We start from the raw sequence: 18,454 nt of genomic DNA on the forward strand, positions 1-18,454 counted from the left end.
GGCGGTAGAAGTCGGAAAGGGCGGGCGCGGCGGTGGTCATACGGCGCTGCCCCGAAAGCGGTCGAATCGGTCCCGGACGAGGAACAGCAGCCCGCCCGCGAGCGCGGCGACCCCGGCCGCCACCCCCTGGCCGGCCGCGGTGAACGGCGCGAGCGTGCTGCCGGAGTCGGCGGCGCGCGCCGTCAGCAGCACCGCGACCCAGGCCCCGCCGACCAGCGACGGCGCGAGCACCGGGCCGAGCCGGGCGGACAGCGCCAGGCCGGTCGAGGTGAGCGCGAGCGCGGGCAGCAGCCAGGCCAGGGCGCCGAGTCCGTAGCCCGGCAGCGCGAGCGTCGCGAGGCCGCTGAGGCCGAGCACCGCGGCGAGGACGGCGACGGTACGGATCATCAGCAGCCGGAACCCGTGCACCGGGGCGACCACCGCCATCTCGTACGTCGGGTCCAGCGCGGGCCCGTAGGACAGCGCGACCCCGGCGAGCGGGAGCAGCGGCGCGAGGGCCAGGAAGACGGTCGGCGACTGCGAGTTGCGGGCCGTGTAGGCCGCCGCGACCGACATCACGAGGACCGCGACGACCGAGCCCAGCCAGGAGCGGCGCAGCACCGGCGTGGCCGCGAGCAGCCGCGCGACGTGGTCGGCGACCCCGATCCGCACCAGCAGTCGCTCGAACAACCCGGGCCGGGGCGCGTCGAGTTCGGCGTCGAGCCGCTCCCAGCCGGCGTCGACGGACACCGGGTCGCTCACGGAGGCGAGCACCCCCCGGCACTCGGCGCACGCGACCAGGTGCGTGTCGGCGGACCAGAGCAGCGGGGCCGCCAACTCGCCCTGGGCATAAGCCCGTAGGTCTTCGGTGTCCACATGCCACGTCGTCATGCCAGCGCCTCCCTCAGCTGTGTGCGGGCCCGCATCGCCCGTGTCTTGACCGTCCCGGGCGGAATCCCCAGCAGAACGGCGGCCTCGCGGGTGGTCAGCCCGTCGATGACCGTCGCCTGGAGGACCGCCCGGAGCTCCGGCGAGAGCCGGACCAGGGCACCCGCGAGGTCCCCGTGCTCAACCCCCGCGAGCACGCGCTCCTCCGCGGACGCCTCGTCCCGGTGCCGCAGCCGCGCCAGCGCCTGCCGCAACCTCCCCCGCGCCCCGTCGCCCCGCAGCGCGTCGATCAGCCGCCGCGAGCCGATCCGCCACAGCCACCCGGCCACATCGCCGTCCTCGCGGTAGCGGGCCTTGCCCCGCCAGATCGCCAGGAACGTCTCCTGTACGACGTCGTCGACGACCCCCGTGTCGGCGCACCGGCCGCGCAGCCGGGCGGTCAGCCACGGCGCGTACCGCCGGTACAGCTCCTCGAAGGCGCGCCGGTCCCCGTCCGCGGCGGACCGCAGCAGTTCCCCGTCGCTTCTCGTTTCGCTCACGTCCCCTCATCGGACCGGCCCCACGGATCGGTTCACACGATCGCCCAAGAATTTCGCGCACGACTTCGCGCTTGACTTTCGCAGGCCGCTTCCACCACCCTTTCACTACTCAATTAGTGAAAGGGTGGTTGTACGAGTGGTCGAGTACCGCATCGACCGGCGCTCCGGCGTCGCCACCTACGTCCAGATCGTCCAGCAGACCAAGCAGGCCCTCCGACTGGGCCTCCTGGAGCCGGGAGACAAGCTGCCCACCGCACGCGAGGTGGTCGAGGCCACCGCCATCAACCCGAACACGGTCCTCAAGGCCTACCGCGAGCTGGAACGCGAGGGCCTGGTCGAGGCCCGCCGAGGCCTCGGCACCTTCGTACGGCGCTCACTGGGCACCGCCACCCCGGCCGAGTCCCCCCTGCACGGGGAGCTGGACGCCTGGGCCGGGAAGGCCCGCGAGGCCGGCCTCGACCGGGACGACGTGGCCGCGCTCTTCACCGCCGCACTGGAAAAGCACTTCACCGACAAGCACAGCCTGGGGGACCTTTCATGACCGACACCGTCGGCTTCGCCCTGGAGGCGGCCGCCGTGGGCAGGCGCTTCGGCGCCCGCTGGACGTCCCCGGCCTGGGCACTGCGCGACTGCACCTTCCGGCTGCCCGCCGGCCGGGTCTGCGCCGTCGTCGGCCCGAACGGCGCCGGCAAGTCCACCCTCCTCGCCCTGGCCGCCGGCCTGCTGGCGCCGACCGAGGGCACGGTCACCGTCCTCGGCACGGACCCGGCCTCGGCCCGCACCCGGGTGGGCTACGTCGCGCAGGAGAAGCCGCTGTACCCGCAGCTGACGGTGGCCGAGACGCTGCGGCTGGGCGCCGACCTCAACCCCGGCCGCTGGGACGCGGCGACCGGCGAGCGGATCGTCGCCGACGGGGACCTCGACCCCAAGGCCAGGATCCGGGCGCTCTCCGGCGGCCAGCGCACCCGCGTCGCGCTCGCCCTGGCCCTCGCCAAGAAGCCCGAACTGCTGCTCCTGGACGAGCCGATGGCCGACCTGGACCCGCTGGCCCGGCACGAGCTGATGGGCGTGCTGATGGCGCAGGCCGCCCAGTTCGGCACCACGATCGTGATGTCCTCGCACGTCGTCGCCGAGTTGGAAGGCTCCTGCGACCACCTGCTGCTGATCGGCGGCGGCCGGGTGCGGCTGTCCGGCGAGATCGACGACCTGCTGGCGGCGCACACCCGCGTGTCCGGCCCCGCGGAGGCCTCCCTCGACGGGCACACGGTCGTCGAGTCGCGTACGACCGGCCGCCAGCTGACCGCGCTGGTCCGCCCGTCCGGCCCGCTCCCGGAGAGCCTGCGCCCGAGCACCCCCTCCCTGGAGGAGCTCGTCCTGTCCTACCTGCGCAACCCCCAGGCCCCGGGCACCCTCCCGGCCGAGCACGAGAAGGCCGCGATATGACCGCCCTCGCCGCCCCCGTCGGGCTCCGCACCCCGGCCCCCCGCCTGCTCCGCTGGCTGGTCCGGCTGCACCGACCGGCCCTGTACGTCTGGACGGCACTGGTCGTCGCACTCGCCGCGCTGCTGCTGTGGCTGTGGGGTCCGCTGACGGACGCGGCCGCGGACGCCTGGAAGCAGTTCGACGCCTGCCGGACCGAGGCGTGCAGCTACGACCAGGCCTCGATCCTGCGCTACAAGGACGTCTACACCTACACGACCTACCCCCTGCTGGCGCTCCCCTTCACCGTCGCGGCCTGGGCCGGTGCCTCCCTGGTCGGGCGCGAGATGGAGCACGGCACCGCGCACCTGGCCTGGACCCAGGGCGTGACACCGGTCCGCTGGCTGACCGCCAAGCTCGCCGCACCGGCCGTCCTGGTCACCGCCGGCACCGGTCTGCTCGTGCTGCTGCACCGGCTTGCCTGGTCGGCGGGCGAGGGCCGGATCGACACGGCCAAGCCCTGGTACAGCCTGGAGACCTTCTACGCCAACGGGCCCGTACCGGTCGCCCTGGCCCTGGCCGGGCTGGTCGCCGGCGCGCTCGCCGGGCTGGTCCTCGGCCGCACCCTGGCCGCGCTGGGCACCGGCCTGGCCGCCACCGCCCTGCTCTGGGCCGGCGCCCACCTGGCGATGCCCCACCTCTGGCCGACGGTCACCAGCGTGGCCGGTCTGCGGAACAACGGCGCGCCCGGCGCCGGCATCCAGGTCGCCTCGGGACTGCTCACCGCCGACGGGCGGCGCATCGCCGACCCCTACTGCGGCACCAGCCTCGCCACCGAGTGCAGCACCCTGTACGACCGGCTCCACGCCGTCTCCTACTACAAGGACTTCCACCCCGCGTCCCAGTACTGGCCGCTCCAGTTCATGACGGCCGGCCTGCTCCTCGTCGCCGCCGCGCTGCTGGCCGCGGTCACGTTCCGCCTGCTCAGGCGCCGGACCGCGGTGGCCCGGACCGTCCGCTCCCGCGAGGAGGCCACCGTATGACCGCATTCGCGCTGCCCGGACTGCCCCGCACGGTCCTGCGGCTGCACCGCACGGCGCTGCTCGTGTGGGGCGCCTTCGTCGCCGCCATGATCGGCTGGCTGGTCTGGCTGAACACGCTCACCGCCGACGCGGCCGAGCGGGAGATGGCCTACTGCGAGCACCACGAGACCTGCAACATCCTCACCGCGCTGAACTACAGCGAGCGGACCGGCTACGTCGGCACCCTCGTCTGCTACAGCTTCCTCGCCGTCGCCGCCTGGGCGGGCGCCGCGCTGATGGGCCGCGAGCTGGAGTCCGGCACGGCGAAGCTGGCGTGGACGCAGGGCGTCACCCCCGTCCGCTGGCTGGCCGCCAAGCTGGCCCTGCCCGCGCTGCTGATCACGCTCGGCGGGACGGCGCTGGTGCTGGCGTTCCGCTGGGGCTGGGGCGCGCACCGGGACCTGATGGGGGACGACTGGACCTTCGCCGACGTCTTCGTGGCCCGCGGCCCGGCGGCGGTGGCGTACGGCCTGTGCGCCCTCGCGGTCGGCACGCTCACCGCACTCCTGATCCGCCGCACCCTGCCCGCCCTCGGCATCTCCTTGGCCGCGATGTGGCTCCTCAACTTCGCCCTGGAGCGCTACCGCGGCTCTTTCTGGCCCGCGCTGACCCAGACCTCGGCGACCCGCTTCGACCTCCCGAACGGCCTCTGGCAGCTGAAGGGCTGGCACGACGCCGACGGCTACCACGCCAGCTACCACCCCCGGTCCCACTTCTGGCCCATGCACCTCGTGGAGACCGGCATCGTCCTCGCCGTGGCCGTTCTCGCGACCGTGATCGCCTTCCGTCTGCTGCCCCGCCGCACCGTGTGACGCACCCGATCCGCGTACGTCCTTTCCACGGGGGGACGGACGTACGTACCCTCGGGGGCGGCTCCCAGCCAGGTGTTACGCCGGTCCGGCCGACGTAGACGCCCGGGAGCCGCCTCCAGATATCCCGCACGCCATGTCGCCGTAACCAACGGTTCAGACGGGCTTGCGACGCTCCCCCAATGACGCCCTCCGTGCCAGAGCCTTCGCCGCCCCCCGAGGGCACCGCGGGGAACGGGGACGCCCGGCCCGCCGTGATCACGCTCCCGCCCGCGGCTTCCGACGCGCCCGTAACGCCGGTGGCGCGGAAGAATGGGTCCATGAGTCAGCCCAACGCCCAGGCACAGGTCCAGCACGCACAGCCCTCCGTGGGCTCCATAGCCGCGCACCGCCCGCACACGGTGGCCGCCGCGGTCTCCGACCTGGAACCCGACATCGACGCCGACCTCGACGCATACGAGGAGTCGCCGTACGACGGGCCCCAGTTGCCGCAGGGTCGTTTCCTCGACCGGGAGCGCAGCTGGCTCGCGTTCAACGAGCGCGTCCTGGAGCTCGCCGAGGACCCGAACACGCCCCTGCTGGAGCGCGCCAACTTCCTCGCGATCTTCGCCAGCAACCTGGACGAGTTCTTCATGGTCCGGGTGGCCGGTCTGAAGCGCCGTATCGCCACCGGTGTCGCCACCCGTTCGGCGTCCGGCCTCCAGCCGCGTGAAGTGCTGGAGATGATCTGGGCCCGCTCCCGCGAACTGATGGCCCGGCACGCCGCCTGCTACCACGAGGACGTCGCCCCCGCGCTCGCGGAGGAGGGCATCCACCTGGTCCGCTGGAGCGAGCTGACGGAGAAGGAGCAGGCGCGCCTCTTCACGCTCTTCCGGCACCAGATCTTCCCGGTCCTGACCCCCCTGGCGGTCGACCCGGCGCACCCCTTCCCGTACATCTCCGGCCTCTCCCTGAACCTGGCCGTGGTGGTACGCAACCCGGTCACCGGCCACCGGCACTTCGCCCGCGTCAAGGTCCCGCCGCTGCTGTCCCGCTTCCTGGAGAGCTCCCCCGGCCGGTACGTGCCCATCGAGGACGTCATCGCCGCGCACCTGGAGGAGCTGTTCCCGGGCATGGAGGTGCTCGAGCACCACGCCTTCCGGCTGACCCGGAACGAGGACCTGGAGGTCGAGGAGGACGACGCCGAGAACCTGCTCCAGGCCCTGGAGAAGGAGCTCATGCGGCGCCGCTTCGGGCCCCCGGTGCGCCTGGAGGTGGAGGAGTCCATCGACCGCGAGGTCCTGGACCTCCTGGTCCGCGAGCTGAAGATCTCCGAGGCCGAGGTGTACCCCCTCCCCGGCCCCCTGGACCTCACCGGCCTCTTCCGGATCGCCTCCCTCGACCGGCCCGAGCTGAAGTACCGCAAGTTCATCGCCGGCGTCCACCGCGACCTGGCCGAGGTGGAGTCCGCGTCCTCGCCCGACATCTTCGCGGCCCTGCGCACCCGGGACGTGCTGCTGCACCACCCGTACGACAGCTTCTCCACCTCCGTGCAGGCCTTCCTCCAGCAGGCCGCCGAGGACGACGACGTACTCGCCATCAAGCAGACCCTGTACCGCACTTCGGGCGACTCCCCGATAGTCGACGCGCTCATCGACGCCGCCGAGGCCGGCAAGCAGGTCCTCGTGCTGGTCGAGATCAAGGCCCGCTTCGACGAGCACGCCAACATCAAGTGGGCGCGCAAGCTGGAGGAGGCGGGCTGCCATGTCGTCTACGGCCTGGTCGGCCTGAAGACCCACTGCAAGCTCTCCCTGGTGGTCCGCCAGGAAGGCGACACGCTACGGCGCTACAGCCACGTCGGCACGGGCAACTACCACCCGAAGACCGCGCGACTGTACGAGGACCTCGGCCTGCTCACCGCCGACCCCCAGGTGGGCGCGGACCTGTCCGACCTGTTCAACCGGCTCTCCGGCTACTCGCGCCGGGAGACGTACCGCCGCCTCCTGGTCGCCCCGAAATCCCTGCGGGACGGCCTGATCGCGCGGATCAACAAGGAGGCCCAGCACCACCGTGCCGGGCGTCCCGCGTTCATCCGCATCAAGGTCAACTCGATGGTCGACGAGGCCCTCATCGACGCGCTCTACCGCGCGTCCCAGGCCGGCGTGCCGGTCGACGTCTGGGTGCGCGGCATCTGCGCGATCCGCCCCGGCGTCACCGGACTGTCGGAGAACATCCGGGTCCGCTCGATCCTCGGCCGCTTCCTGGAACACTCCCGGGTCTTCGCCTTCGGCAACGGCGGCGAACCCGAGGTGTGGATCGGCAGCGCCGACATGATGCACCGCAACCTCGACCGCCGTATCGAGGCCCTGGTCAGGGTTACCGACCCGGCCCACCGCGCAGCCCTGAACCGGCTGTTGGAGACCGGCATGTCCGACACCACCTCCTCCTGGCACCTCGGGGCGGACGGCGAGTGGATCCGGCACGCCACCGACGCGGACGGCCAACCCCTGCGAAACGTCCAGGAGATGCTCATAGACGCCCGGAGGCGCCGGCGTGGCACAGCAACACCTTGACCCGACGGACCCCACGGCCGGGGCCGCCCCCACCGGGGATGCCCTCGCGGGCTACCTGCGGGCCCAGGCCACGGAGTTCCTCCGTGCCCTACGGCTGCACCGGGAGTCCGGTGCGGCCGCCGGCGGTACGGACGAATCCGTCGACGCGGCCCGCGCCCTGCGCCGCTCGGTCCGCCGCATCAGCGGCAGCCTGCACACGTACCGGCCTTTGCTGGAAACCGACTGGTCGGAGGCCCTGCGCCCCGAACTGGCATGGCTGTCGGGCACGTTGACCATGGAACACGCGTACGCGGCGAGGCTGGAACGACTGCTGCTGGCGCTGCACCGCTTGTCGGGGGCAACGGTGTTCCCCGCGCAGGTGGCGGCCGCCTCCTCTTCTTCTCATGCCGGGCCCGCCAACCCGGCTCCCACAGCGGACCGCGGCAACCTGACAGTCGGCGCGGCAAAAGCAGGCGCCCTTCTCGAACGCCAGCTCACCCTCGCCCGCACCCGAGCCCACAGCACCGCCCTCCAGGCCCTCGGCTCCTCCCGCTTTCACGCCGTCGCGGACAAGGTCGCCGTCCTCGCCAGCGAGGTCCCCCTCACCCCCACCGCCCCCACCACCGACCTCCACCCCCTGGCCACCGCCGCCGAGGAACGCCTCACGGACGCCATCGCCGCCCTCCCCCTCGTCACCGCCGGCCACCCCTACAACGCCGAGGCCCTCATCCACGGCCTCTCCCCCGACCCGGCCCCCCACCCCCAGGACGCCCCCTGGCACCAGGTCCGCCTCCTCCTCCGCCTGCACCGCTACGCCCGCGAGGCCCTCCACGGCGAGACCACGCCTGTCGACGTCCGCCTCCTCACCGCAGGCCAGGCCCTGGACCGCCACCGCGACGCCTCGGAGGCGGCGGCAGCCGCGGCATCGGCGGCCCGAACCCCCCGTATCGCCCCGGCTACGGCATACGCACTCGGGGTGCTCCACGCGGATCAGCGCCACGAAGTGGAGGCGGCGCGGTTCGCGTTCCAGCAGTGCTGGCAGAAACAGGCGGTGAGTACGTGACGCAGCCCCAGGAAAGCAACGACACCCTCATCCAGGCGGCCGGCTGCGTCCTCTGGCGCCGTTCCCCCGTGGACGGCGAGCTGGAGGTCTGCCTGGTCCACAGGCCCAAATACGATGACTGGTCCCACCCGAAAGGCAAGCTGAAGCACGCCGAGGAACCCCTCGACGCCGCCCTGCGCGAGGTCGCGGAGGAGACCGGCTACGCGGCTGCCCCCGGCGCCGAGCTGTCGACGGTGCGGTACTTCGCGGGCGGCCGTCCCAAACAGGTGCGTTACTGGGCCGCCGAGGCGCTCACCGGCGGCTTCACGCCCAACCCGGAGGTGGACCGCATCCTGTGGCTCTCCCCCGCCGCGGCCCGCAGCCGCCTGACCCAGCACCGCGACCGCACCCTTGTCGACGAACTGCTGACGAGCCTGCGTCACGCCTGAAGATCGAGATGTACCTGGGCATCGGTCCGGGCCTGGCTACGGGCTCTTCGGGCAGGCCCGCGCCACCCGCAACTGCACCGGGCAAAACAGAAGCGACCCTGCTCGACGGTCATCGTCGTGTGTTCCTGCGCCACACCGACAACGTTACCCACCCTCGGCAAAGGCCACGTACGCGCGTGACGGCCCCCGCCCACCCGTCGTTAACCGGAACGACAGGGCGGCTTGGGGGTAGGCGGGCGATGGCGGAGCGGCAGCAGAGGGTGGGCGGGGCGGTCGCCGCGGGGATCGCCGTCTGTCTCGGGGCGGCCGGTTGCTCCGGCGGAGCGGCCGCCGAGGACGCCCGTGGCAGCGACGCCGTGCAGGTGCTGCACCGGGCGTCCGGCACCCTGGTAGACGCGGGCAGTTCGCAGGCGACGACCTCGATGGAGATGGCCACCGGCGGCACCCGCGTCACCATCCGCGGCCAGGGCGTGTACGACTACCGGCGGCGGCTCGGCCGGCTGCGGGTGCGACTGCCGCAGGACCCGGCCGGCGCCGCCGAGCACCGCCCGATCACCGAACTCCTCGCGCCCGGTGCCCTGTTCATGAAGAACCGGGGCGCCGGGGTGCCCGCCGACAAGTGGGTCCGGGTCGACACGGCCACCCTCTCCGACGGGAACCTGGTGACCGGCGGCGCCACCGACCCGTTCGCCGCGGCCGAGTTGCTGCGCGGGACGCATACGGCGACGTATCTCGGGAAGGCGCGGCTGGCGGGGGTGCCGGTGCGGCACTACCGCGGGACGACGGAGCTGCCCGCGGCGGTGGTGAAAGGGTTCGCCAGGAAGACGGTGCCGTTCGACGCCTACCTCGACGAACAGGGCCGTATCCGCAAGGTCCGGCATGAGTTCAGCTTCGTCAACGGACGGCAGAAGGGCACCGTCGTGGTCTACTCGACCACCCTGCTGTACGGCTTCGGGACCCCCGTCGACGTACACCTGCCGGCCTCGAAGGACATCTACGCGGGGAAGATCGCGGAATAGCAAGTGGGCGTGACGGGCGTCAAGAACTAGCCCGTCCGTGCCATGCGCGGTGTGTAGGCCGCTCCCTACTCTAGGAAGTCGGTGACGGCAGAGATGAGGTGACGCACGTGGCTCCGGTCGGCGGTACGGCAGTTCAGGACCACGTGGCCCTCGCCGAGATCGAGCTGTGCGGAGAGCTGATCATCGCGGCCTCGGCCGCGGAGGACCGGCTCAGCCTTGCGAGCATCGACGAGGTGCTGAAAGTGGCCGAAGAGCGTGAGGCCTCCGGCGACTAGCCGGAGGCCCCCCTTCGCAGCACATAGGGACATACGTCACGTGCGCAGGAGCCGCCCGATCGCCTTCGTGGCCTCCTCGACCTTCGCGTCGATCTCGTCGCCGCCCTTGACGGCCGCGTCAGCGACGCAGTGCCGCAGGTGCTCCTCGAGCAGCTGGAGCGCGAAGGACTGGAGGGCCTTGGTGGAGGCGGACACCTGGGTGAGTATGTCGATGCAGTACACGTCCTCGTCGACCATCCGTTGCAGGCCACGGATCTGGCCCTCGATCCGGCGCAGCCGCTTGAGGTGCTCGTCCTTCTGCTTGTGGTAGCCGTGCGTGGTGGTTCCGGAGGGCGCCGTGGCGCCGGCCTCGGTCGTCGTCATCGCGTCCTCCCGCAACTCATGGGGACATATACCCCAGGTGGGTATATGGTATCGAACTTTGCTGGGTATAGGGCCTTTGGCCAACGCCGGAACCGGAGCCCCGTACCGCCCCCGTGCTGATCACTCTGCCCGATGGGCGACACTGGACGACGGCCCATTAGCCGTGGCCGGATGATGCACTTAGCATCAGCCTGACCGAAACCGATGCAATCCGAGGACCCCTTGTGCGCTTTCGTCTGACCCCCAGGGAGACGAGCTTCTACGACATGTTCGCCGCATCCGCGGACAACATCGTCACGGGCTCGAAACTCCTGATGGAACTGCTCGGGGCGGACACCGCCGGCCGGGCCGAGATCGCAGAGCGTATGCGGGCCGCTGAACACGCAGGTGACGACGCCACGCATGCGATCTTCCACCAGCTGAACTCCTCGTTCATCACGCCGTTCGACCGTGAGGACATCTACTCCCTCGCCTCGTCCCTCGACGACATCATGGACTTCATGGAGGAGGCCGTCGACCTGGTCGTCCTCTACAACGTCGAAGAGCTGCCGAAGGGCGTCGAGCAGCAGATCGAGGTGCTGGCCCGGGCGGCGGAGCTGACCGCCGAGGCGATGCCGAACCTGCGCACGATGGACAACCTCACCGAGTACTGGATCGAGGTCAACCGCCTTGAGAACCAGGCCGACCAGATCCACCGCAAGCTCCTCGCGCACCTCTTCAACGGCAAGTACGACGCGATCGAGGTGCTGAAGCTCAAGCAGATCGTGGACGTCCTGGAGGAAGCGGCGGACGCCTTCGAGCACGTGGCGAACACGGTGGAGACCATCGCCGTCAAGGAGTCCTGAGGCGTCGATGGACACCTTCGCCCTGGTCGTGACCATCGCGGTCGCGCTCTTCTTCACGTACACCAACGGCTTCCACGACTCGGCGAACGCGATCGCGACGTCGGTCTCCACGCGTGCACTCACCCCGCGAGCGGCTCTCGCCATGGCCGCCGTGATGAACCTCGCCGGCGCCTTCCTCGGTTCCGGGGTCGCCAAGACCGTCAGCGAGGGCCTGATCGAGACGCCGGAGGGCTCGAAGGGGATGGGCATCCTCTTCGCGGGCCTGGTCGGCGCGATCACCTGGAACCTGATCACCTGGTACTTCGGCCTGCCGTCCTCCTCCTCGCACGCCCTGTTCGGCGGCCTGGTGGGTGCGGCGCTCGCGGGCGGCACCGAGGTGATCTGGCACGGTGTGATCGACAAGGTCATCATCCCCATGTTCCTCTCGCCGGTCGTCGGCCTGCTCGCCGGCTATCTGGTGATGACGGCGATCATGTGGATCTTCCGGAAGGCCAACCCGCACAAGGCCAAGCGCGGCTTCCGCATCGCGCAGACGGTCTCCGCGGCGGGCATGGCGCTCGGCCACGGCCTCCAGGACGCCCAGAAGACGATGGGTGTCGTGGTGATGGCACTGGTGATTTCCGGCCATGAGACGTACGGCGACCCGATCCCGGTCTGGGTCAAGATCGTCTGCGCGGTGATGCTCTCGCTGGGCACCTACGCCGGCGGCTGGCGCATCATGCGCACCCTCGGCCGCAAGATCATCGAACTCGACCCCCCACAGGGCTTCGCCGCGGAAACCACCGGCGCGGCCATCATGTTCACCACGGCCTACCTCTTCAAGGCCCCGGTCTCCACGACCCACGTCATCACCTCGGCCATCATGGGCGTCGGCGCGACGAAGCGCGTGAACGCGGTCCGCTGGGGAGTGGCCAAGAACATCGTCATGGGCTGGTTCATCACGATGCCGGCGGCGGCACTGGTGGCAGCGGGCGCCTACGGCCTCGTACACCTGGCGTTCCTGTAGGGGAGCCGGTCGGCATCATCCGGGGACGGCGAACCCCCGCGCAACTGAAGGCATACGACGACGGGCCCGCCCCTGGGAGCCAGGGGCGGGCCCTTCTTCGTCCTCGCGGTGGCACCGCCATGCAGCACCGCGAGGGGTTCGGTACGGCCTAGCCGAAGCGGCCGGAGATGTAGTCCTCCGTGGCCTGGACGGACGGGTTGGAGAAGATGCGCTCCGTGTCGTCTATCTCGATCAGCTTGCCGGGCTGCCCGACGGCCGCCAGGTTGAAGAAGGCCGTACGGTCCGAGACACGCGCCGCCTGCTGCATGTTGTGCGTCACGATGACGATCGTGAAGCGCTCCTTGAGCTCACCGATCAGGTCCTCGATGGCGAGGGTGGAGATCGGGTCCAGGGCGGAGCAGGGCTCGTCCATGAGCAGGACCTTCGGCTCGACCGCGATCGCGCGGGCGATGCACAGCCGCTGCTGCTGACCACCGGAGAGACCCGAGCCCGGCTTGTTCAGGCGGTCCTTGACCTCGTTCCAGAGGTTCGCGCCCTTGAGCGACTTCTCGACGGTGTCGTCGAGCTCGCTCTTCTTGAACTTGCCGTTCAGCTTCAGACCGGCGACCACGTTCTCGTACACCGACATCGTCGGGAACGGGTTCGGCCGCTGGAACACCATGCCGATCTCACGCCGCACGGCCACCGGGTCGACCCCGGGCCCGTACAGGTTCTCGTCGTCGAGCATGACCTTGCCCTCGACCCGGCCGCCCGACGTCACCTCGTGCATCCGGTTCAGGGTGCGCAGGAACGTGGACTTGCCGCAGCCGGACGGGCCGATGAAGGCCGTGACGGTACGGGGCTCGATGGTCATCGAGATGTCCTCGATGGCCCTGAAGGAGCTGTAGTAGGCGCTGAGGCCGCTTACGTCGATTCGCTTGGCCATTACTGCTTCACTTCCAAAAGTCTGGTGGGGTCGCTGTATGGCCCCACGCGGCGGTAGCCGCAAATTGACGCTTTAGCGACCGGACTTGGGGGCCTTCCAGCGGGCGATGCCGCGGGCCACCAGGTTGAGGATCATCACGAAGGCGATCAGCGTGAGCGACGCCGCCCAGGCGCGGTCGTACGCCGCGTTCGCACCGGCACTCTGCGCGTACTGCTGATAGATGTACAGCGGCAGCGACTGTTGCGCACCCTCGAACGGGTTGTTGTTGATGAACCGGTTGCCGAAGACCAGCAGCAGCACGGGCGCGGTCTCGCCGGCGATACGGGCGATCGCCAGCATGACACCGGTGGTGATGCCGCCGATGGAGGTCGGCAGGACCACCTTAAGGATCGTGCGCCACTTCGGCACGCCCAGCGCCAGGGACGCCTCGCGCAGCTCGTTCGGGACGAGCTTGAGCATCTCCTCGGTGGAGCGGACGACCACCGGCATCATCAGGATGGCCAGGGCCATCGAACCGGCGAAGCCGAACGGCTCCATGTCGAAGATCAGCATCAGCGACAGGATGAACAGACCCGCGACGATCGACGGGATGCCCGTCATGACGTCGACGAAGAAGGTGACCGACTTGGCGAGCTTCCCGCGGCCGTACTCCACCAGGTACACGGCGGTGAGGATGCCGACCGGCGCCGCGATGATCGTGGCGAGGGCGACCTGCTCCAGGCTGCCGATGATGGCGTGGTAGATGCCACCGCCCGGCTGGGAGTCGGGGACGACGCCCATCGAGTGGGTCAGGAAGTAGACGTTCAGGACCTTCACACCGCGCGAGACGGTCGTCCACACCAGGGAGACCAGCGGCACCAGGGCGACCACGAAGGCGACCCAGACCAGGCCGGTGGCGATGCGGTCCTTGGCCTGCCGGCGTCCCTCGACGGCCGCGGCGATGCCGTACGTGCCGAAGAGGAAGAGGAGGCCGGCGATCAGGCCCCACTGGACCTTGCTGTCGAGACCGGCGCCCGCGCCGATGCCGACGGCGACGGCCACGGAGCCGGCGGCGATCGCCCACGGCGACCACTTCGGCAGGCGGGCGCCGTGCAGGGAACCGGGGCGCTTGTCGGTGATGGCGGCGTTGCTCATGCGTTGGCCCCCGAGTACTCCGCACGACGGGCGATGATGAGCCGGGCCGCGCCGTTGACCAACAGGGTGATGACGAACAGGACCAGACCGGAGGCGATCAGCGCGTCACGGCCGAACTGGTCGGCCTCGCTGAACTTGCTGGCGATGTTCTGGGCGAACGTTCCGCCGCCGCCGTTGAGCAGGCTGGCGTGGATCAGGAAGTCGGGGGAGAGCACGGTCGCGACGGCCATCGTCTCGCCGAGCGCGCGGCCGAGGCCGAGCATCGAGGCGGAGATCACTCCGGAGCGGCCGAAGGGGATCACCGCCATGCGGATGACCTCCCAGCGGGTGGCTCCGAGGGCCAGCGCGGCTTCCTCGTGCATCTGCGGGACCTGGCGGAAGACCTCGCGGCTCACGTTGGTGATGATCGGCAGGATCATGATCGCGAGCAGGATGCCGACGGTGAGCATCGAGCGCGGCGGGCCCTCGTCCCAGGAGAGCACCCCGGTCCAGCTGAAGTAGTCGTTCAGCCAGCCGAAGAGGCCGTTCAGGTGCGGTACGAGAATCAGCGCGCCCCACAGGCCGTACACGATGGACGGCACGGCGGCCAGCAGGTCGATCACGTAGGCGATCGGGCCCCTGAGCTGACGCGGCGCGTAGTGGGTGAGGAACAGCGCGATGGCCACCGCGATCGGGACCGCGAGGACCATGGCGATGATCGAGGAGATCACCGTGCCGTAGGCCAGCACCGCGATGCCGAAGGACGGCGGCTGGATGTTGGTGTTCCACTCGAAGGTGGTGAGGAAGTTGCCGTGGTCCTTGCTGATGGCGAGGGACGCACGGTAGGTGAGGAAGACCGCGATCGCGGCCATGATCACCAACAGGAAGATGCCCGACCCACGGGAGAGACCGAGGAAGATCCGGTCTCCGGGTCGGGTGGCACCGCGGGCGTTGCGCTTCTGCTCGGCCTCGGACGGCTGGGGGGAGGGGGGTGGTGTGTCAGTGCTCTTCGTCGTTATGTCCATCGGGTTCTCCGGTCTGCGGAACCGCACGCGAGGTGCGGTTCTGCGAAGCCGTACGACTCGTACGGCTCGTGGCGGCGGTGCACCGGACGGTGCGGTCCGGTCCCGGGACTGGCCCGGGACCGGACCGCACACTCAGATCAGCTAAGGCCGTCGATGGTGGTGCGGACCTTGGCGATGATGTCCGCGGGCATCGGGGCGTACTTCAGACCGTTGAGGAGGCCCTGGCCGTCCTCGGAGGCGATGTAGGTGAGGAACGCCTTGGTGGCGGGCAGGGTGTCGGCCTTGTTGCCCTTGTCGCAGGCGATCTCGTACGTGACCAGGGTGATCGGGTAGGCGCCGTCGGCCTTGGTCGCGTAGTTCAGCTGGAGCGACAGGTCGCTGCCCGTGCCCACGACCTTCGCGTCGGCGATGGCCTTGGTGGCGGAGTCGCTGCTCGGGGCGACCGGGGCGCTGGCGCCCGTGTCGACGCTGACGGCCTTCATGCCGTCGGCGACGTAGGAGAGCTCCATGTAGCCGATGGCGCCGTTGGTCTGCTTGACACCGGCGGCGACACCCGCGGACTGGGCGGCGGCCTGGCCACCCTTGGCCTGCCAGGCCTTACCGCCCGAGTACTTCCAGTTGTCGGGGGTGGCGGCGATCAGGTACTTGGTGAAGTTGTCCGTGGTGCCGGACTCGTCCGAGCGGTGGAACGCCTGGATCTTCAGGTCGGGAAGCTTCGCCGAGGGGTTCAGCTTCTTGATCGCGGCGTCGTTCCACTTGGTGATCTTGCTGTCGAAGATCTTCGCCAGGGTGGGGGCGTCCAGGACCAGGTTGTCCACGCCGGACACGTTGTACGCGACGGCGATCGGGCCACCCACCATCGGGAGGTCGATGCCCTGGCCGCCGGTGCAGACCTTCTTGGAGGCGGTGACCTCTTCGGGCTTCAGCGCCGAGTCGGAGCCGGCGAACGCGAGCTGGCCCTGGTTGAAGGAGGTGACACCGGCACCGGAGCCGGAGGCCTTGTAGTTGATCTGGACGCCACAGGCCTTGGAGAACTGCGCGACCCACGCGTCGATCGCGTTCTTCTGCGCCGAGGAGCCGTCCGAGAGCAGCTGGCCCTTGGCGTCGTTGCACTTGATGGAGCTGGCCGCACCGGTGGAGGACGCGCTCGCGCTGCCGCCGCTGCTGTCGCCGTTGTCGTCCGAGCCGCACGCCGTGAGGACCAGGGCGCCGGAGGCGGCGAGAGCACCGAGAGCGAGGGCCCGCCGGTTCATGCGCTGAAGCTTCACTTGAAAGAGATCCTTCCAGGAGCCGCCGTCCTGAATCGGCGGCGTGCGGAATTGCGAAGACTGGTTGATGAGGCCGCCCCCGTCCGAGGCACGACACACATCGCGTAGGGCCGAAATTAGGCAGATCAGGTGAAGCCGCCGACTGGCGCAAATGAACGGCAGGTGAACCCCTGCAGACGTTGTGGTTAGGTCACGGAATGCTCACGGGGAGGGCACATGGAGGTTCCAGCCATACGGTGACACACGAGTGACACTTGCTCTGGAACCCGTGAGGTCGGCGTGCCGTCTCGTTCCCCGAGAGCCATCGGGAGGCACAGCATGGAACGGCGTACGTTCATAGGCGGCGGCGCGGCCGCCATCGCGGCGGTCGCCACGGCCGCCTGCAAGGGCGGTTCGGCCGACGCCGACGCCGGCTCCTCCTCGTCCTCCGGCACCTCCGGTACGTCGATCAGGTCCCAGTCCGCCGCGGCCGCGCCCGCGAACTGGACCGCCCTCGCCCACGGCCTCGACGGCACGCTCGTGCGCCCGGGCGACACCAAGTGGGCCACGGCCCACCAGCTCTACAACACCCGCTTCGACGGTCTGAAGCCGGCCGCGGTCGCCTATGTCGCACACGCGGACGACATCCGTACCACCCTGGCCTACGCCCGCGCCCACCGCATCCAGGTGGCGATCCGCAACGGCGGCCACTCCTACGCCGGCTGGTCCTCGGGCAACGGCAAGCTGATCCTCGACGTCTCCAGGCTGAACCAGATCCGGGTGGGCGGTGGCCAGGCGGTCGTCGGCGCCGGCTCCAAGCTGATCGACGTCTACCGGGGGCTCACCGCGAAGGGCGTGACGATCCCGGCCGGCTCCTGCCCCACGGTCGGCGTCTCCGGCCTGGTCCTCGGCGGCGGCCACGGCGTGGTCTCCCGGGCGTACGGCCTGACCTGCGACAGCCTCACCCAGGCGACGCTGATCACGGCCGACGGCAAGGAGGTGACCGCGAACGCCACGACCAACAAGGACCTCTTCTGGGCGCTGCGCGGCGCGGGCAACGGCAACTTCGGCGTCGTGACCGAACTGCACTTCAAGACGCATCCGGCCCCGCAGGCGGTCTCGGCCTACGTGACCTGGCCCTGGTCGAAGGCGGCCGCGGTGGTCAAGGCGTGGCAGGAGTGGGGTCCCGACCAGCCGGACGAGATCTGGTCCTCCTGCCACCTGGAGAACGGCGGTTCGCCGACCGTCTCAGTCGCCGCGTTCTCGCTGGGCACGCACGGGGAGCTGCAGAACGCGCTCGACCGCCTGGCCGACCAGGTCGGCACGCCGGCCCGCAGCGTCACGCTGAAGCGGCACACCTACGAGGGCGCGATGGAGGCGTACGCGGGCTGCTCGTCCTTCCCGACGGCCGCCCAGTGCCACCTCCCCGGCGCCACGCCGGGCCGCAGCCCGCAGGGTGCGCTGGGCCGCGAGACCTACTCGGCCCGCTCGGACTTCTTCGACCGCTCGATCTCGGCGGCGGGCATCCAGACGCTGCTCTCGCGCACCGCCTCGGTCCAGGGCGGCGCGGGCAGCATCGCCCTCACGGCCCTGGGCGGCGCGGTCAACCGCGTGTCCCCCACGGCAACGGCCTTCGTCCACCGCCGCTCCCGCATGCTGGCCCAGTACATAGCGTCCTGGAGCGCGGGCACGACGGGCACGACGGCCCAGTCCTGGCTGACGAAGACCCACGACGCGATGAAGCCGTACGCCTCGGGCGCGGCCTACCAGAACTACACGGACCCGACCCTGACGAACTGGCGCAAGGCGTACTACGGGGATGCGGCGGCGCGCTTGGCGAGCGTGAAGAAGCAGTACGACCCGAACCGGTTCTTCACCTACCCACAGGCTCTCTAGCT

At 70.4% G+C, this 18,454-nt stretch carries 19 protein-coding genes; 12 read left to right on the top strand and 7 right to left on the bottom strand.

The annotated features are described in order from the left end of the window. Window positions 1-36: 36 nt before the first annotated feature. Together ACQEWB_RS22960 and ACQEWB_RS22965 are read right to left on the bottom strand one after the other, a co-directional pair. Window positions 37-870: a zf-HC2 domain-containing protein gene (locus ACQEWB_RS22960; RefSeq protein ID WP_432833924.1), complete on the bottom strand. Its 834-nt coding sequence runs from the start codon at window positions 868-870 to the stop codon at window positions 37-39. Continuing rightward, the gene (locus ACQEWB_RS22965; protein ID WP_432833926.1) at window positions 867-1,406 is read right to left on the bottom strand and encodes an RNA polymerase sigma factor; all 540 of its coding nucleotides are present in this window, start codon (window positions 1,404-1,406) and stop codon (window positions 867-869) included. Before ACQEWB_RS22965 ends, ACQEWB_RS22960 begins: the two co-directional genes overlap by 4 nt. A 136-nt stretch (window positions 1,407-1,542) precedes the next feature. Here ACQEWB_RS22965 and ACQEWB_RS22970 point away from each other — a divergent pair, with 136 nt between their 5' ends. The 9 genes from ACQEWB_RS22970 (at window position 1,543) to ACQEWB_RS23010 (ending at window position 10,032) form a co-directional block, all read left to right on the top strand. After that, window positions 1,543-1,947: a GntR family transcriptional regulator gene (locus ACQEWB_RS22970; protein WP_432833928.1), complete on the top strand. Its 405-nt coding sequence runs from the start codon at window positions 1,543-1,545 to the stop codon at window positions 1,945-1,947. Then, window positions 1,944-2,849: an ABC transporter ATP-binding protein gene (locus ACQEWB_RS22975; protein ID WP_432833930.1), complete on the top strand. Its 906-nt coding sequence runs from the start codon at window positions 1,944-1,946 to the stop codon at window positions 2,847-2,849. Before ACQEWB_RS22970 ends, ACQEWB_RS22975 begins: the two co-directional genes overlap by 4 nt. Continuing rightward, window positions 2,846-3,868 carry an ABC transporter permease gene (locus tag ACQEWB_RS22980; protein WP_432833932.1) on the top strand — a complete coding sequence of 341 codons (1,023 nt, stop codon included), beginning with the start codon at window positions 2,846-2,848 and terminating at the stop codon, window positions 3,866-3,868. Before ACQEWB_RS22975 ends, ACQEWB_RS22980 begins: the two co-directional genes overlap by 4 nt. Further along, window positions 3,865-4,719, top strand: coding sequence for a hypothetical protein (locus ACQEWB_RS22985; protein ID WP_432833934.1), 855 nt, complete (start codon window positions 3,865-3,867; stop codon window positions 4,717-4,719). Before ACQEWB_RS22980 ends, ACQEWB_RS22985 begins: the two co-directional genes overlap by 4 nt. Before the next feature lie 317 nt (window positions 4,720-5,036). Then, window positions 5,037-7,268, top strand: a complete 2,232-nt coding sequence (locus ACQEWB_RS22990; RefSeq protein ID WP_432833936.1) for an RNA degradosome polyphosphate kinase — start codon at window positions 5,037-5,039, stop codon at window positions 7,266-7,268. Beyond that, window positions 7,249-8,310 (top strand): CHAD domain-containing protein, encoded by a 1,062-nt coding sequence (locus ACQEWB_RS22995; RefSeq protein ID WP_432833938.1) that lies wholly within the window; start codon window positions 7,249-7,251, stop codon window positions 8,308-8,310. Before ACQEWB_RS22990 ends, ACQEWB_RS22995 begins: the two co-directional genes overlap by 20 nt. After that, entirely contained in the window at window positions 8,307-8,738 is a 432-nt protein-coding gene (locus ACQEWB_RS23000; protein WP_432833940.1) for an NUDIX hydrolase, read from the top strand. The genes ACQEWB_RS22995 and ACQEWB_RS23000 overlap by 4 nt, the downstream gene beginning before the upstream one ends. A gap of 239 nt (window positions 8,739-8,977) precedes the next feature. Beyond that, window positions 8,978-9,757, top strand: coding sequence for a hypothetical protein (locus ACQEWB_RS23005; RefSeq protein WP_432833942.1), 780 nt, complete (start codon window positions 8,978-8,980; stop codon window positions 9,755-9,757). Window positions 9,758-9,864: 107 nt separating this feature from the next. Next, entirely contained in the window at window positions 9,865-10,032 is a 168-nt protein-coding gene (locus tag ACQEWB_RS23010; protein ID WP_432844410.1) for a hypothetical protein, read from the top strand. Between the two features lie 36 nt (window positions 10,033-10,068). On the opposite strand, the gene ACQEWB_RS23015 is transcribed toward ACQEWB_RS23010, so the two are convergent. Further along, a complete protein-coding gene (locus ACQEWB_RS23015; RefSeq protein ID WP_242765152.1) occupies window positions 10,069-10,395 on the bottom strand; it encodes a metal-sensitive transcriptional regulator in 327 nt (108 codons plus the stop codon). A gap of 224 nt (window positions 10,396-10,619) precedes the next feature. Between ACQEWB_RS23015 and ACQEWB_RS23020 the strand changes: the two genes are divergently transcribed. Both ACQEWB_RS23020 and ACQEWB_RS23025 read left to right on the top strand, forming a co-directional pair. Continuing rightward, a complete protein-coding gene (locus tag ACQEWB_RS23020; protein ID WP_015659485.1) occupies window positions 10,620-11,240 on the top strand; it encodes a DUF47 domain-containing protein in 621 nt (206 codons plus the stop codon). 7 nt (window positions 11,241-11,247) lie between these two features. Continuing rightward, window positions 11,248-12,246, top strand: a complete 999-nt coding sequence (locus ACQEWB_RS23025) for an anion permease (protein WP_432833945.1) — start codon at window positions 11,248-11,250, stop codon at window positions 12,244-12,246. Between the two features lie 148 nt (window positions 12,247-12,394). Here the strand turns inward: ACQEWB_RS23025 and pstB are convergent, their stop codons facing one another. The 4 genes from pstB to pstS all read right to left on the bottom strand — a co-directional run bounded on the left by pstB (window position 12,395) and on the right by pstS (window position 16,577). Continuing rightward, complete coding sequence (gene pstB, locus ACQEWB_RS23030; protein ID WP_432833947.1) at window positions 12,395-13,171, bottom strand: phosphate ABC transporter ATP-binding protein PstB; 777 nt, start codon at window positions 13,169-13,171, stop codon at window positions 12,395-12,397. Window positions 13,172-13,243: 72 nt separating this feature from the next. Continuing rightward, complete coding sequence (pstA, locus tag ACQEWB_RS23035; protein ID WP_432833949.1) at window positions 13,244-14,305, bottom strand: phosphate ABC transporter permease PstA; 1,062 nt, start codon at window positions 14,303-14,305, stop codon at window positions 13,244-13,246. Next, the gene (gene pstC / locus ACQEWB_RS23040; protein ID WP_432833951.1) at window positions 14,302-15,309 is read right to left on the bottom strand and encodes a phosphate ABC transporter permease subunit PstC; all 1,008 of its coding nucleotides are present in this window, start codon (window positions 15,307-15,309) and stop codon (window positions 14,302-14,304) included. The genes pstA and pstC overlap by 4 nt, the downstream gene beginning before the upstream one ends. Window positions 15,310-15,446: 137 nt before the next feature. Further along, the gene (pstS, locus tag ACQEWB_RS23045) at window positions 15,447-16,577 is read right to left on the bottom strand and encodes a phosphate ABC transporter substrate-binding protein PstS (protein WP_432833953.1); all 1,131 of its coding nucleotides are present in this window, start codon (window positions 16,575-16,577) and stop codon (window positions 15,447-15,449) included. Window positions 16,578-16,895: 318 nt separating this feature from the next. Here pstS and ACQEWB_RS23050 point away from each other — a divergent pair, with 318 nt between their 5' ends. Next, window positions 16,896-18,452, top strand: coding sequence for an FAD-binding oxidoreductase (locus ACQEWB_RS23050; RefSeq protein WP_432833955.1), 1,557 nt, complete (start codon window positions 16,896-16,898; stop codon window positions 18,450-18,452). The last annotated feature ends 2 nt before the right edge of the window (window positions 18,453-18,454 follow it).

Origin of the sequence: Streptomyces sp. CA-249302 (assembly GCF_050936785.1) — a bacterium.
Taxonomy (GTDB): domain Bacteria; phylum Actinomycetota; class Actinomycetes; order Streptomycetales; family Streptomycetaceae; genus Streptomyces.